Annotated in this window: 9 protein-coding genes; 5 read left to right on the forward strand and 4 right to left on the reverse strand. The window is 43.3% G+C overall.

The features are described 5' to 3' along the window. On the reverse strand, positions 1–2766 hold the full coding sequence (locus I5907_RS03705) for a CHAT domain-containing protein (RefSeq protein ID WP_196989379.1): 2766 nt from the start codon (positions 2764–2766) through the stop codon (positions 1–3). 162 nt (positions 2767–2928) lie between these two features. Here I5907_RS03705 and ggt point away from each other — a divergent pair, with 162 nt between their 5' ends. The 3 genes from ggt (at position 2929) to I5907_RS03720 (ending at position 10542) form a co-directional block, all read left to right on the forward strand. Further along, positions 2929–4653: a gamma-glutamyltransferase gene (gene ggt, locus I5907_RS03710; RefSeq protein WP_231401955.1), complete on the forward strand. Its 1725-nt coding sequence runs from the start codon at positions 2929–2931 to the stop codon at positions 4651–4653. Positions 4654–4678: 25 nt separating this feature from the next. Further along, the gene (locus I5907_RS03715) at positions 4679–5215 is read left to right on the forward strand and encodes a DUF1572 family protein (protein ID WP_196989380.1); all 537 of its coding nucleotides are present in this window, start codon (positions 4679–4681) and stop codon (positions 5213–5215) included. 404 nt (positions 5216–5619) lie between these two features. Continuing rightward, complete coding sequence (locus tag I5907_RS03720) at positions 5620–10542, forward strand: translocation/assembly module TamB domain-containing protein (RefSeq protein ID WP_196989381.1); 4923 nt, start codon at positions 5620–5622, stop codon at positions 10540–10542. A gap of 308 nt (positions 10543–10850) precedes the next feature. On the opposite strand, the gene I5907_RS03725 is transcribed toward I5907_RS03720, so the two are convergent. From I5907_RS03725 to I5907_RS03735, 3 genes are read right to left on the reverse strand one after another with little or no spacing between them, the layout of a single operon-like run. Next, positions 10851–11273 (reverse strand): type II toxin-antitoxin system VapC family toxin, encoded by a 423-nt coding sequence (locus I5907_RS03725; protein ID WP_196989382.1) that lies wholly within the window; start codon positions 11271–11273, stop codon positions 10851–10853. Continuing rightward, entirely contained in the window at positions 11263–11505 is a 243-nt protein-coding gene (locus I5907_RS03730; protein WP_196989383.1) for a DUF6364 family protein, read from the reverse strand. Before I5907_RS03730 ends, I5907_RS03725 begins: the two co-directional genes overlap by 11 nt. A gap of 54 nt (positions 11506–11559) precedes the next feature. Next, the gene (locus tag I5907_RS03735) at positions 11560–12531 is read right to left on the reverse strand and encodes a peptidoglycan DD-metalloendopeptidase family protein (RefSeq protein WP_196989384.1); all 972 of its coding nucleotides are present in this window, start codon (positions 12529–12531) and stop codon (positions 11560–11562) included. A 206-nt stretch (positions 12532–12737) separates the two neighbouring features. Between I5907_RS03735 and alaS the strand changes: the two genes are divergently transcribed. After that, positions 12738–15356 (forward strand): alanine--tRNA ligase, encoded by a 2619-nt coding sequence (alaS, locus tag I5907_RS03740; protein WP_196989385.1) that lies wholly within the window; start codon positions 12738–12740, stop codon positions 15354–15356. A gap of 84 nt (positions 15357–15440) precedes the next feature. Continuing rightward, complete coding sequence (locus tag I5907_RS03745; protein WP_196989386.1) at positions 15441–16148, forward strand: OmpA family protein; 708 nt, start codon at positions 15441–15443, stop codon at positions 16146–16148. Positions 16149–16253: the final 105 nt, after the last annotated feature.

Consider the following 16253-nt stretch of genomic DNA (forward strand, 5'->3'; position numbering starts at 1 on the left):
TTATGCTGCAGCTTTTCTCCTTGATTTCTGAAAGGCAAGCAGGACAATAACAGCAACCAATACTACAACAACCCACAGCCAGTATGCCGGCGATTGTTGCTGCACATCGCCGATAAAAATAAGGTTGCTCCAATATTGCGGTGAATGATACTGGCTCATGGACTCATCCTGCAACAAATCTACTTTAGCCTGCCGCAATGCTGCTGCGTAAGTATAACCTTTTGCGGTGTAACCATAAAACCTGTTGCTGATGTATGCGGTAGTTTTATCTTCTGCTTTCCATAATGAAGTGATGATATTGGGACACCCGGCAAATGCAAACGCCCTTGATAAACTGAGCGCGCCTTCACTCTGAGATATCTTACCACTGCCTGTTTCGCATGCACTAAGAAAAACAAGGTCTGTTTTTGTCAACTGCATGTTGTACAATTCATGCGCGAAGACTTTATACCCGGTATCTTTTGTATTGTTGTTAAAAAAAGCAATAAACGATTGCGAAGGTTCATTGTAATTAACGGCGGCATGCGTGGCAAGGTGGATAGCGTGTGCCCCTGGTGCCCTGGTAAGAAAATGCTCCTTCGTTGCTGCTGTATCTACAAAACGATTACCAGCCGGAAAATCATTAATTTCTTCTTTGGAAGAAGGAAGCACCTGCAGGCCGTGGCTGCCGGCACTTGCAAAAGGCGCAAAAGCAATGCTGTTATTTTTATCAAAGCTTTCCACGGAGTTGTGTAAAAACGGAAGCGCATATTGGTAAGTAATGCTAAAACGCTCAAGCAAATATTTGCCATCAACATCTTCAAAAGCTTCAAAAGGAATATTGATCAGTTCCTTATCCGGTATTATAATGATATGGTCTATACCTGCAAGATGATCTGCCAGTGGTTTAATAAGCTGAGCATACAAATACCTGGCATTGGCATTGTTATACAGCTTACCAGGTGTTACTCCTGTCAGCTCATTGATGTAATTTTCAATAGCCGCAAATAACAGTGAATCTTTGGAAAGATCCTCTTCGATAATCGCGTCATGTTTTACCAGAAAAGCCTTCAGGGTGTTTGACCCGCTGTAATAACAAATTGCGGCAGAGTTGGCATTGAGTACGTTTTGTTGAATAAGATCGATGTTTACATTGTCTGCCGCAAACTTTTGCTGATAATAAGCCGGGAATTTTTTGTATTCATTTTGCAGGGATTGAAGTTGCAACGCACTCGTGTTGATTGCAGACAGCAACTCATTCTGGCTGCTGCTGTCAGTTGTTTGCTGTAGCTGCAACTGCATTCTCGATAACCCTATTTTTAAGTTCTTTTCTCTTTGCAACAACGAATCCGGCAATCCTGCATAACTTTTGATCCTGTTCTCTTTCAGGCCGATGGCCAGCGAGGTAGCCCTGCTTTCGCTGATCCACTCAAGGGCATGTTTTACCAGCCGCGAATCATTTTTTGTATTGGCTGCAATAATGAAATCTACGGCTGCCCGGTATGCGTCAACAACTTTATCTGCTATAAACAGGCGTGCTTCGTCGTTATCTATCGATTTTTTAATATAATCTGCCAGTGCAAACGCCGAATCAAAAGTACTCCTGGCCGCATCAAAGAACTGCCCGGTTTTGTTTTGTGTATATAAGCGTGTAAAACATATTGCTTTTGCTGTCAATGCATCGAACAGATCATAACTGGCAAAGTCTCCAATAAAATTTCCGGGATTGGCATACACATTAGTGTCGTTAAACTTAAAGCTATGCTGGATCAACGATTGCTGGTAGTACTTTAAAGCTGCTGTATAATTTTGCTGCTGCACATACATGTCTCCAAAATATTTGCATGTGGCCCCGTAATAGTTGTTTTTCTGGCCAGCCGGCTTTTGCCTGTATGTTTCTGACGCTTTATTTAAATAAAACATCGCTGAGTCTGTACTTCGTTTTTGCAGGTATGCCCTCGCAAGAGAATTATAAAAGTTGATCGCGTAATTGCCATCTATATTCCTGGCTTTAGAGAGGTAGTACAAAGCACTGTCCGGCATATGCCTGGTGAGATAAATGCCGCCCAGATTGTTAAGTACCGGCAAGGAAGGCCCGGTGGGATCTATTAATGCTGTATACAAATGTATGGCAGAATCAAGGTTGCCTGAAAACCTTACAGCGGCTGCAATATTTGCTGACATGGCGAAGATTGCTTCTTTAAGATCGGGTCTTGTTTGTTCCGTTACCTCCAGCGCTTTTTTGAAATAATAGCCGCTTTGCATATAGTCTCCTGACTCACTATACAATGCCCCGAGCGAGTTGTATAAGTCGCCGGCAAGACCTGCGTCAGGGTACCGGGTGATAACATCCTCAGCGTTCCGGAGGTAATACAGTGAGGAATCGAATGAACCTTCAGTATAATACATATTGCCCGCTGAAAGGTAGAGCCTGAATGCAATGGAATCAGTCAGCTTAAACCGGTTGAGTACCTCCAACGCAGCGTAGTATTCCTGTAAAACATTTGTGGAGTTATAACCAAGACCCTGCATAAGTATGCCGGCTCTTTCATGCGCATCGTATAGTAACGGAGCAGTTTTTACCGAGGGTTGTAACTTTTGGGTAATTGTGCGATAGTACTGTAACGCAACTGAGTCTGTTTCAGCAGTAGCAACACCATTAAATAACGTTTCTGCCTTGTCAAAAAGGACGTAGAGAGATTGCTCATCTCTCTCATCCTGGCTTTGCAGAACGGAGAAGACAAGCAATAGGAGCGCAACCGGTAAAAAGAATAGTTTATGCCGCATAAATAACCGATGCTTCAAAGTAAGTAAATATTATGCTTTGCGCATTGGCTCTTTGATTGAACAGACATTATAAACCGTTGCACCATGCTTATTAATACCTGTACACAAGTGCGGCCGTTGCAGGCAGCTTGCATCGTAACATTTCTCACTTACATTTGGCATATGAAAAACAAGTGGTTTTTATTGCCCTGTATCATGGTCCTTGCTGCATGCTCGGGCACCAAAAAAAACAGTCCTGTTATTGGCGCCGGCAAAACGGTAGACCCATACCATTATAGTTCAACAAAAGCCGTTACCTATTCTAAAGCAGCAGTAGCCAGCGCTCACCCGCTGGCAAGCCAGGTAGGCGTGGCAATTATGCAAAAAGGTGGCAACGCGTTCGACGCAATGATTGCCACACAGCTTGCATTGGCGGTAGTATACCCCGGCGCCGGCAACATAGGCGGGGGCGGTTTCTTAATGGCCCGCCAAACAAATGGCCACCTTATTGCTTTGGACTATCGTGAAATGGCGCCCGGCAAAGCTTCAAGGGATATGTACCTTGATAAAAACGGTAATCCTGTAAGTGGATTGTCTGAAAGCGGTCATTTATCAGCAGGCGTACCCGGTACAGTAGCCGGTTTGTTTGCAACCCTTTCCTATGCAAAACTTTCCTTTAAAGAATTGATACAACCAGCTATTAATCTGGCTGAATTCGGATTTGTGATCACCGCACACGAAGCTTCCGGTTTAAACAATGCAAGGGCAGCCTTTATACAATATAGTGCCAATCCCGGGGCTTTTGTAAAAAACGCCCCATGGAAAGCGGGCGATACATTGATACAACCTGATCTTGCCGCTACACTCAAACGCATCAGGGATAACGGGGCCAAAGGTTTTTACGAAGGTCAAACCGCTACAATGATCGTGCAGGAAATGCAATACGGCAAGGGCATGATCAGCTATGACGATCTCAGGAACTACAAAGCTATCGAACGACCACCGGTTGAATTCAGCTACCGGGGTTATAACGTTATCAGTTTTCCACCACCCAGCAGTGGCGGTCTGTTGCTGGCGCAGATGTTGAAAATAATAGAAAAATTCCCGGTAACCAACTACGGTTTTCAAACGCCACGCAGTGTGCAGCTTATGGTAGAAGCAGAACGCAGGGCGTACGCAGACAGAGCCCAACACATGGGCGACCCTGATTTCTGGAAAGTGCCGCAACAAACTTTATTAAGCGAAGCATACCTGGCAGAGCGAATGAAAGATTATGATTCTGCAAAAGCATCTTCCAGCAGCAATATACAGGCTGGTCAAATTCATGAAAGCCCCCAGACAACACATATCAGCATTGTAGATGAAGCAGGCAACATGGTAGCCGTTACAACAACACTGAACGATAGCTACGGCAGCAAAACAGTTGTAGGCGGCGCTGGCTTTATACTTAATGATGAAATGGATGATTTTAGTATAAAGCCGGGTGTGCCCAATATGTATGGCGCAGTAGGCGGCGAGGCCAATGCTATTGCAGCAGGTAAAAGAATGCTCAGTTCTATGACGCCCACCTTGGTCATCAAAGACAACAAACCTTTTATGGTTGTTGGCACCCCCGGTGGTACCACCATTCCCACATCTGTATTCCAGAGTATTGTAAATGTTATAGACTTTAATATGAATGCCGCAGATGCAGTAAACAAACCCAAGTTCCATCATCAGTGGCTGCCCGATAATGTGATGGTTGAAAATAATTTTGCTGCTGCCACAAAAACGGCACTGGAAAAAATGGGTTACACAATTGTTCCTATTGGCGGCATTGGCAGAACTGAACTCATTAAAATTCTGCCCGATGGCTCGCGGGAAACTGCCGCAGACAGCCGGGGCGATGATAGTGTGGCCGGTTACTGATTTTAATCAAAAGAAATCAACAGCTATGAGCCTGGAGAATGGCTTTATCAAAGATTGTATCAAACGGCTAAGCTATTACAAAGAGCTTGCAGACAAAACCTTTGACCAGCTTAGCGACGAGGATCTTTTTTACCATGCCAATGAAGAAAGCAACAGTATTGCAGTAATTGTACAGCATATGGCGGGCAACATGCTCAGCCGCTTTACCGGCTTTCTTACAGAAGACGGTGAAAAAGCCTGGCGCAACCGAGACCAGGAATTTGAAGTTGCACTTACCACAAAAGATGACATGCTTAATTTGTGGCAAAAAGGCTGGGCATGTGTTTTTCATGCGCTCGAACAATTACAGCCGGCAGATCTTACCAAAACCATTTACATACGCACAGAGCCGCTCCTGGTGTACGACGCGGTACTCCGGCAACTGGCACATTACCCACACCATATTGGCCAGATTCTTTACATCGGCAAAATGCGCAAGGGCGCTTCCTGGCAAACACTAAGCATACCCCGCGGCGGCAGCAATACGTTCAACGATCAAATGGCTGGGCCTCGAAAACAATAATGCGCATAGCAGACTTCTTTAAGCTTTAATCTTTTTTGGTACCCGGCAACAGGTCAAATGGCATCGCCTGTTGCGTCGCACACTTGTACTTTCTGTTTTTATGGCGGCTGCAGCGTTCTGTTGCATCGAAAATCTTTAAACGCCAATTCCGAATTGAATATGGTACATATTATGTATAACAGTAACCCGCAGCAGGTACAAAACAACCCTGGTGCCGAAAACCGCAACCCACAGTTCAGTATTGCTTTGCAGCACAAGAGTGCGACGCAACGGAAGCCTCATGCTTATTCAACTGCCTGGCTCATAAATATTCACGCAATTTTATGTAAAGGCTGTTCTAAATGGTTGTTGCTTTTCGCCTTCAGCCTTTATCTTTATTTTTACCGAATTAAAATCCGCATCATTTGGGCAAGAAAATTCTGAAGGTCACAAATATTGTTTTATTGTCTTCGCTTGCGTTGAGCCTTCTTGCTTTTGTGCTGGATTATCTTCATACGCTGCTGCCTGCAGTAATCATTCTTTTTGTTTTCCTGGTTATAAATAAGATCGGCAGAAAAGTTGTACTGGGCATTTTTGGCTTTCTATTGCTGGTTGTGCTGCTGCTGCAGACAGATTACGTACAGAATATCATCATCGGCCAGGTTACCGGCCGCCTGTCTAAAGACCTTAATACGGAAGTAAGCATAAAGCACATCAGTTTTTCCTTTTTTGATAAGCTTGACCTGGACGGCACACTGATACGTGATGATAAAAAGGATACGCTGCTCTATGCCGGTACTATGAAAATAAGGGTTACCGACTGGTTTTTTCTGAAAGACAAGATAGACCTTAAATACATTGGCCTGGAGAATGCGCTGATAGACCTTAACAGGAAAGACTCTGTATGGAATTACCAGTTCATTGCTGATCACTTTGCATCTGCCGATACGGCAAAAAAAACGCGTAGCGGCAAGAGCATTACAATCAATCTTCAAAAAATTGACCTGAAGAAAGTGCGCTTTGTACAGCACGATGAGTGGGTTGGCCAGACCATGACTTTTAAAGTTGGCAGCATGCTGGCTGATATTGGCAAAACAGACTTTAGCAAAAACGTAGTGGATGTAACCAGTGTAGACCTGGACAAACCCTACTTTTCCCTGGAAGATTTTGATGGTTACAGGCCTGATAGCCTGAAGCGTAAAAACACAGATACCGGGATGTACTTTAATGCAGGTGACCTGCTGTTGAAAGTTGCTTCGATAAAGATGACCGATGGTGTATTCATTAGTATGAAACGGGGTGAGGTGTCTGACAAAGGTGTTTTTGACGGCACTAATATCAGGGCGAGTAAAATAAACGGCAATATTGAAAATATCTCTTTTATAAAAGACACGATACGGGCAAAGGTAAATTTAACTGCCGTGGAAAGAAGCGGTTTTAAACTCACCCGTCTTAGGGCAGACTTTAAACTTACCCCACAGGTAATGGAGTTTGCAAAACTTGACATTCGTACACCATCGAGCAGACTGGGTGATTATTATGCCATGCGTTACCGGGATTTTAATGAAGATATGTCTGACTACATAACGCGTGTAGTAATGGACGCCCGTTTTAGGAACTCCAATGTTAGCAGCGACGACATTGCTTTTTTTGCACCGGAACTGACCAGTTGGAAACAGAAAGCGTCCATAAGCGGTAAGTTTCTTGGCACGGTAGAAGATTTTAAAGTTGACAACCTGTTTTTACGTACCGGGCCCAATACTTACGCAACCGGTGATCTTGCCATGAAAGGCTTGCCCGACATTGATAAAACATATATTACGTTTACCAACGGCACGGTACAGACCAATAACCGGGAGATAGATTTTCTTTACCCCGGTATGGCCAAAATGGGCACGCCTGACATGGCTGCGCTGGGTAATGTGCTTTACCGTGGAGACTTCAGGGGCACGATCAGTAAGTTTAGTACCAAAGGCACACTAAGCAGTATGCTGGGCGGCATTTATGCAGACATTAGCATGAACCTTCCGCAAAAGGGTGAACCATCTTATAAAGGCAACCTGCAAACAAAACAGTTCAACCTGGGAAAATTTGTAAAAGTAAGCTCGCTGGGGCGCATGAGTTTTAAAGGCAAGGTTGAAGGCACCAGTTTCGAACTTGATAAAGCACGTACAACACTGGATGGTAATTTCGATTCGCTGCAGTTCAATGGCTATACCTACCGCAACCTTACATTCAGCGGTTCTATTGCCAAAGAAAAACTAAACGGAGATTTTAAAGCGGATGACCCAAACTTTGACTTCCTGAGCAGTATTCAACTTGATCTTTCAGGCAGGCAACCATCCTTTAACATTCTTGGCGACCTTGCAGAAGCCAATTTTCAAAAACTGAATTTTACAAATAAGGATTTCAAATTAACCGGTCTCTTTGACTTAAACTTTACCGGCCGTAACATCGATGACTTTTTGGGTACAGCGAAAATTCTGAACGCCACATTGCTGCACGACAGTACACGCCTTGACTTTGATTCACTTTCGGTAAATGCATTTATTGACTCCGCCAACAGGAAAGTACTGAGTGCAGAGAGTAACCAATTTGATGTAAAGGTTTCCGGGCAGTACAATATTCTTGATTTACCCAACAGTTTTCAGTCTTTTCTGCACCGCTATTACCCCTCGCTCATAAACCCGCCAAAGAATACACCGAAAGACCAGCGTTTTTTTGTTGAGATCAACACGAAGGATTTCGACAAATATGCTACTGTAATAGACCCACGCTTATCTGGTTTGGACTATGCAAGGCTGGTTGGTGGTGTAAATACCACCCGGCAGGATTCCGGCTTTTACGTACGTGCCGAAATACCCTACGCAAAGTTTGACAAATACAAAATAGAGAACGCCAATATAAAAGGCATTGGCAACCTTGATACGCTTAACGTTAACGGAGATGTGGAGCGCATATATATCGGCGACAGTTTATTTTTTCCAAATACTTACCTCAACATATCTTCTGCCAAAGACCGGTCATTGGTACACATTTCTACCAGTGCAAGTGAAACATTGAACAATGCAGACCTGAATGCAGAAGTGCATACGCTGGAAGATGGTGTACGGGTAAACTTTATGCCTTCATCTTTTGTGGTAAACACCAAAAAATGGGAACTGGAAAAAGAAGGAGAGATCGTTGTACGTAAAAACTTTGCCTCGGCAAGAAATGTAAAGTTTTCACAGGGTTTTCAGCAGATAACCATTGAAACGGAAGAAGAAGAGGGCACCAGTTCCAGTAACCTTGTTGTGCGACTAAAGAATGTGAACATGGGCGACTTTACTTCGCTTGTTACAACCAGCCCAAGGTTGGAAGGTCTTGCCAACGGTATTGTTTACCTGAGAGATTTCTATTCAAGATTCAATGCCAAAACAGACCTCGTGCTGGAGCAGTTTCGCCTGGATGACGATTCAGTGGGTATAGTAAAGCTAAATGCAGATTACAACAGTGCAACAGGTAAAATATCTTTCAAAGGCAATGCAGACAACGAGAATTATAAATTTGACCTGGACGGTTTTTACAACATCAAAGATTCAACCAATACGCCGCTCAATACCACCATTCACATGAATGGCACAAAAATCACTTTTGTAAATACTTTCCTGGAAGATATTTTTTCAGATATAGAAGGCCTTGCCACAGGCGATCTTACCATCAAAGGAAACCCCAATTCTCCCGATTTGCTGGGCCAGGTTTCGTTGCGTAACGGAGGGCTTACGGTTGATTATACCAAAGTGCATTATACAATCGACTCCGCTGTATTTACGTTCAACAAAGGTTCTATAGATTTCGGCCGGTTTTCCATCAAAGACAAATACAATAACAAAGGTTCTGTAAGAGGTATTCTTTACGAAGATGGCTTTAAAAACATGCGGTACGATTTTGATATGGCCACAGATAAACTGTTGCTGCTGGATACCAAAGGAAAAGATAACCAGCAATTCTACGGTAAAGCTATAGGCAAGGCTATGCTGAGCATAAAAGGGCCACAGGAAAATATGCGTATGACCATTACCGGCGAACCTGTAGATACAACGCATATTTCCATTGTTACCGCTGCAGGCAAAGAAAGTGCTGATGCAGATTTTATTGTATTCAAAAAATATGGTACAGAAATCGTTGAAGCTGTAACACAGTCAGATACCAAGCTAAATATTGCACTCGATCTTACTGCCAACAACAAAGCGCAGATCGATGTAATTCTTGATCAGCTAACGGGTGATGTGATCAGCGCTACCGGCGAAGGCAGAATGCGCATCAATGTTCCCGCCAACGGTGAAATGACAATGAATGGCCGCTACAATATTGAAAGCGGGAAGTACAATTTCAATTTCCAGTCTTTCTTACGCAAACCATTTATTTTAAGACCCAACTCCGGCAACTATATAGAATGGACAGGCGACCCCTACAAAGCACGCATGAAGGTAGATGCGCAATACACCGCTACCAATGTATCGATCAATGGCTTGCTTACCAATACCGGCGTGCGCCTTGGCGGCACCGTTAGCGGCTACCGCGGAGATGTGTACGTTATAGCACACTTAACCGGCGATCTCAGTAATCCTGATATTAAATTCTCTTTTGATTTTCCCGGTGGCTCAGCCATTGAAAATGACAATAACCTGCGGCTTTTCCTGGCCAAAGTAGAGAATGATGATAATGAAATGATTAAGCAGGTTACATTTTTGATTGTATTCGGCTCCTTTGCGCCTTATGGCCAGTTGGGCAATGGCGGCAGCATTGCACAAACCGCTGGAATCAATACAATATCACAGCAAATTACCAATGAGCTGAATAAACTTGTGTCTAACCTGCTTACCAAAATAACCGGCGATAAGAGTTTGCAGTTCGACATTAATACCTCTACGTACAGCAGCTCCAGCTTTTATGGCAATGCTGCCACCCAAAACAGGCTAGACAGGCAGGTGGTAAACCTAAAGATCAATCAAAGCATTTTAAACGATAAGGTAATCATCAGCCTTGGTACAGGGCTCGATTTTAACCTGGGCGGCTCTGCGGTACAAACCGGCAACTTCCAGTTTTTGCCTGATATTTCAATTGAGTTTGTGTTATCGAACGACCGTAAACTAAGAGCCATTGTGTTCAACAAAAGCAGTCTTGATGTTGGCAACAGCATTGGCATTATAGGCCGCCGTATACGCCAGGGTATTTCTATCTCTTACACTTTCGATTTTCCAAAAGACAAAACACCCATCCCTGTAGATCTTCAGCCATCGGCAGACAGCAGTGCCGTAAAGCCCGAAGACAGTACCATTTTAAACGCAGAAAAGAAAGGAAAATAATCATGTACCAGGCAGTATAACTGTTGGCATCGCCTGTTGCGTCGCACACTTGTACTTTCCATTTTTTATGGCAACTGTTCCAAATTACAGTCATTCGCCATTAACAAAAGCAGGAAAAAATTATGACAAAATAAACCAACAGTTTGTTGCAGAACTATGTGCTGATACACCCGGAGTTGCTGAGTACACTACCAAAGTACAAGAGTGCGACGCAACAAATACTTCATGCATATTCAATTGCCGGGCTCATAATTATGAATTTTCTTGTGCGCTCAAAGCTTGCGACAAGAGATAGGAGAAGTTTTTGGTTACGACTCAAATTCTTTTAGGAATTCTTCAGGACTGTATACGGGTAGTGCCGGTATTGATTCCTTTTGCAGCTCTTTATCTTGTGTTATAAAGTAATCAAGTTTATGGTCTATTGCTGTATAATATTGCAGGGCGTCTTCAATATCTTTTATCTTCGAATGCAGTGCGTTTAATGTAATAATGTGCGTAATATCTATTACGGTTACATCCGCAAGCAGCGCTAGTAATAATTCTTTCGCCTTTGCATTGCCATAAGCTTTCGTCAACCAATAACCCACAATATGAAGAATAGAAGGCGTTATAAAAGCTTTCAAGCGGCCTTTAATTGCAGCTTCGAGTATTTTTTTGGATGGCTCGTACCCCTCCCGTTTCAGTGTAAAATCGAGCAAAATATTTGCATCAAGAAAAACCCTAAAAGCCATATTTTTTCGATTGGTCCTGGTAATACAATTCTTTTAAATCTGATTGCTGGCTTATTGCAGGTTTATCCAGTTTTTCAACAAGATCAATGATGTTCTTCTTTTTGACAGGCCTGGTAATACTCTTAAAATAGGTTTCTACTAATTCTGAAACACTCGTATTCTTTTTGGATGCGTAAACTTTGATGTTTTCGAGCAGCGCTTCATCTATGGTAAGATTCAATCTTGTCTTCATTTTTCAAAAATACGCATATTTATATTTTATGCGCATAGCTAAAAAGAATTTATATTAATCAAAACTCTGGTTGGCCGCTTTTGAAAGTTTCAATACCTGGTCGTATTGTTCGGGTGTAAGATCGTTGTAGAAGAAATAAACAGGGTCTACTGGCTGACCGCTTTTATGTACCTCGTAATGGCAGTGCGGGCCGGTACTTTTGCCCGTGCTGCCTACCCAGCCTATTACTTCGCCACGCTTTATTTTTTGCCCGCCACGTGCTTTTATACGCACCATGTGCCCATACAGTGTTTCGTAGCCATAGCCATGGTTTATTACAACATGGTTGCCATAACCGCCTGCATCGTAAGATGCTTCTTTTACAGTGCCATCTGCCGTTGCATAGATTGGGGTACCCTGCGTAGCAGCAAAATCGAGCCCCGCATGAAACTTTGTAATCTTATATACAGGATCTATACGGTAACCAAACCCTGATGCAATGTGGCGCAGGTCTTTGTCACTCACCGGCTGTATGGCAGGTATGGCAGCCAGCAGCTTCTCTTTGTTTTTGATCATTACATCAATATCATCAAAAGACTTTTGCTGGTAAGCGGCGCGTAACGTTAGCGTGTTTAACTGGCCCGTAATACTTTGTACCAGTTCATGCTCGCCCATACTTTGCACAAGCTGCACTTCTTTGGATTTGGCCATTGCCTTAAGCCTTGCACTATCCGGCACCGGTGTAGCTTCGAAGATTGCACGGTAAACATCGTTATCACGGTTCTCCAGCTCGGCCATTTGCTGCTGCAACTGGTCTGTGCGGTTTTTTAGAAGGGAATAATTCTCGCGTAAGGTTTCATTTTCCTGCTGCAGTAAAATTTCTTTGGGAGAGTCTACATACTGAAAGGCAATGGCAACAATTATTGCGGCAAAAACCAGTGAGCCTGCTATAAAGCCGAATACCCGCAACAGCCGCACACGCAAAGGCGTTTCCAGCTTCTCGTACCTGAGGGTATGCGTATTGTAATAGTACTTAACCTTCTTCATTAACTAAACAATATTATTGGGCCCGGCTCCTTTACTGCTATTGAACTGTGGTTGCGTCGCACACTTGTGCGTTCCTATCGCTGCGCGGCAAAGTGCACACCTGTTTCTTTTCTCTTGTCTCGTCTTAATCTTACCTTTGCACCCCGTAAGCAAACAAAGATAAACGCTTACGAACTTAATACTATTCTAAATTTTGATTGCCCGTTATGCTTACAAGTGCCGAAATAAGACAACAGTTCCTCGATTTTTTCAGATCAAAAGGCCATGAGATCGTTCCTTCTGCACCCATCGTTGTAAAAAATGATCCTACACTGCTTTTTACCAATGCAGGTATGAACCAGTTTAAAGATTATTTCCTGGGCAATAAGAAACCACCCTATACAAGAGTTGCAGATACACAAAAATGTTTGCGTGTAAGCGGCAAACACAACGACCTCGAAGAAGTTGGTGTTGACACTTACCACCACACCATGTTTGAAATGCTGGGCAACTGGAGCTTTGGCGACTACTTTAAAGCAGAAGCCATTGCCTGGAGCTGGGAATTGCTTACAGAGGTATATAAACTCGATAAAAGCCGCCTGTATGTAACCGTTTTTGAAGGTGATGCAAAAGAAAACCTGCCGCCATCAAAAATTGCCCTTGATGCCTGGAAAAAAATTGTTGCCGAAGAACACATTCTTTTTGGCAATAAAAAAGATAACTTTTGGGAAATGGGCGATACCGGGCCCTGTGGCCCCTGCAGCGAGATACATGTAGACATGAGAAGCGATGAAGAAAGGGCACTAATACCCGGCAAAGAACTCGTAAACAAAGACCACCCGCAGGTAATTGAAATATGGAATAACGTATTCATTCAATACAACAGAAAAAAAGATGGTTCCCTGGAACCGCTGCCTTCCAGACATGTTGATACAGGCATGGGCTTCGAACGACTGGTTCGCGTTATTCAGAACAAAAAAAGTAATTACGATACAGATGTTTTTACCGGCACTATTGCAGCAACAGAAGCTATCACCGGTAAAAAATACGACTACAGCGATAGTAAAGAAGCCGTCGCATTTCGGGTAATTGCCGACCATATACGTGCCATTGCATTTACCATTGCAGACGGGCAACTGCCATCCAATACAGGTGCTGGCTACGTTATAAGAAGAATATTGCGCAGGGCTGTTCGTTATTATTTTTCTTACCTCGATTACAAGCAGCCATTATTATTCCGCTTACTGCCTGTTATTGGCAAACAGTTCGAACACGTTTTTCCTGAGCTGGAAAAGCAACTCGACTTTGTAAGCAAAGTAGTAAAAGAAGAAGAAGACGCCTTCCTGAAAACATTGGATAAAGGCTTGAAAAGAATTGATGATATTATAGCACAATCTGTAAATAAAACGATAAACGGCAGAGCCGCATTTGAACTTTTTGATACATATGGTTTTCCTGCAGACCTTACAAGATTGATTGCCGCAGAGCAGCAAATGGATATAGATGAAGAAGGTTTTAAAGCTGAAATGCAACAACAGAAAGACCGTTCCCGTGCAGCAACCGCAATAGACACAGAAGACTGGGTGGTACTTGATGAATTTGCATTAAATGAATTTGTCGGTTACGATTCCCTCGAAATACAAACAAAGGTTACCAAGTACCGGAAAGTAAAAGCAAAAGGCAAAGAGGCCTTCCAACTGGTACTCGAAGCAACCCCGTTTTACGCAGAAAGCGGTGGACAGGTGGGCGATACCGGCACATTGGAAATAAATGACGAAACGATAGTTATTACAGATACCAAAAAGGAAAACAATCTTATTATACATTTTGCAGATACAATACCTGCTCATTTAAACGGGCCTGTTTTTGCAAAAGTAGATCTCGGGAAAAGAAAGGCAACCGAAGTACACCACAGTGCAACACACCTGCTGCACGCAGCACTACGTAAAGTGCTGGGCACCCACGTGGCACAAAAAGGAAGCCTTGTAAACAGTGAGCATCTTCGTTTCGATTTTTCACATTTTGCAAAAGTTACAGATGAAGAGATTGCCCGTATAGAAACAATCGTTAACCGCAAGATCCGTGAAAATGCGCCGGTAATAATAAAAGAAATGTCTAAAGAAGATGCCGTGGCAATGGGTGCAATGGCATTGTTTGGAGAAAAGTATGGAGACACCGTGCGTGTGGTCATCATAGACCCCACGTATTCAATCGAACTATGTGGCGGTACGCACGTTGGCAATACCGGTGAGCTTGGTCTTTTTAAAATTAAACATGAAAGTGCTGTTGCTGCAGGTGTAAGAAGAATAGAAGCCGTAAGCGGCGCAGCTGCTGCGTCGTTTGTAGATGAACATATGGCCACATTGGCTGCAGTAAAAGAAATGCTCAAAAACCCAAAAGATATTTCAAAAGCAGTAGAGCATCTCGTTGCCGACAATACAGAGCTGAAAAAAAGAATTGAAAGCCTCGAAGCCAGGCAACTCAATATTCTGAAGGAGGAGTTATTGCAAAAAGTGCAGTTGATACACGGTATTAATTTTATCGGTGCACTGGTTGATGTAAGCAATGCAGACGCTTTGAAAAAATTATCATTTGATATAAAATCTTCGCTCAGTAACTATGTTGCCGTTCTGGTTTCAAATATTGATGGTAAAGCTGCAGTAGCCGTATCACTGGATGAGACTGTGGTAAACGACAAAAAACTGGAAGCACCAAAGATCATTAAAGAACATGTGGCGCCATTAATTAAAGGTGGTGGCGGTGGGCAAAAAACACTGGCAACAGCAGGCGGACAGGACGCAAGCAACCTCAGCAAAGTGATTGAGCAGGTAAAATCATTGCTATAGTTTTGTAAACCAACAAAAACAAAGTAAACTTGTTACGTCAAATCAAATACCCGTCATTGAACTGAAAACTCAACGTAACATTTTATGTCCGCTGAAAACAACTTTAACAACCAGCCTTCACGTGAACCATCAGAAAGTCTTACCTATCACGAAGTAAACTACAGCATGGGATGGCTGCTGCCATTGCTGCTTATAGTATTAACAGGCGGCCTGGTATTGTTTTTCATGAGGGGTTGTAACGATGCTTCCATTCCCGGTCTTCAGGAAGAAATGATGGCCGATACGGTGAAAACAGCCGTTGTTCCCGCTAATGGCACGGCCAGAAAAACATTGTCTATAAGACTGGCAGACAGTACGCAAATTACCGCTTATAAAAACGGCATTGAAAACCAGCTTGTTTTATTCATTACCTCAAAAGAAGCAGCAGACAGCATCAGCAAAAACAGGTGGTTCGATTTTGACGACCTGAATTTTGAAACCGGCAGTGCTGCCATTACAGACTCCAGCATGCGCCAGATTAAGAATATAGCAGCCATTCTTAAAGCTTACCCGGCAGTTAAAATTAAGATCGGCGGCTATACAGATAAAACAGGCAATGAAGCTGCTAACATGCAACTTTCCCGGGAGCGTGCAGAAGCGGTTATAACAGCGTTAAAAGATGCAGGTGTAAATGCGGCACAATTAACCGGGGCAGAAGGTTACGGCTCACAATATGCAAAGGCTGCCGCAGGTGCCGCTGATGAAGAAAAGCAAAAAGACCGCCGTATATCCATAAACGTTAGGGCCAAATAACCTGAATGTTTTTATGGGCCCGGCTGCAGCTTTTCATGGCATCGCCTGTTGCGTCGCACACTTGTACTGTACATCTTTGCGCAGCACACTATTTCCGGTCATCTT

This window comes from Panacibacter microcysteis (assembly GCF_015831355.1).
Classification (GTDB): Bacteria; Bacteroidota; Bacteroidia; order Chitinophagales; family Chitinophagaceae; genus Panacibacter; species Panacibacter microcysteis.

What these genes read in the sequence shown, in the direction of transcription:
- I5907_RS03705 (WP_196989379.1), bottom strand. Translation starts at nt 2,766, where the DNA reads ATGCGGCATAAACTATTCTTTTTACCGGTTGCGCTCCTATTGCTTGTC.
- ggt (WP_231401955.1), top strand. Translation starts at nt 2,929, where the DNA reads ATGAAAAACAAGTGGTTTTTATTGCCCTGTATCATGGTCCTTGCTGCA.
- I5907_RS03715 (WP_196989380.1), top strand. Translation starts at nt 4,679, where the DNA reads ATGAGCCTGGAGAATGGCTTTATCAAAGATTGTATCAAACGGCTAAGC.
- I5907_RS03725 (WP_196989382.1), bottom strand. Translation starts at nt 11,273, where the DNA reads ATGGCTTTTAGGGTTTTTCTTGATGCAAATATTTTGCTCGATTTTACA.
- I5907_RS03730 (WP_196989383.1), bottom strand. Translation starts at nt 11,505, where the DNA reads ATGAAGACAAGATTGAATCTTACCATAGATGAAGCGCTGCTCGAAAAC.
- I5907_RS03735 (WP_196989384.1), bottom strand. Translation starts at nt 12,531, where the DNA reads ATGAAGAAGGTTAAGTACTATTACAATACGCATACCCTCAGGTACGAG.
- alaS (WP_196989385.1), top strand. Translation starts at nt 12,738, where the DNA reads ATGCTTACAAGTGCCGAAATAAGACAACAGTTCCTCGATTTTTTCAGA.
- I5907_RS03745 (WP_196989386.1), top strand. Translation starts at nt 15,441, where the DNA reads ATGTCCGCTGAAAACAACTTTAACAACCAGCCTTCACGTGAACCATCA.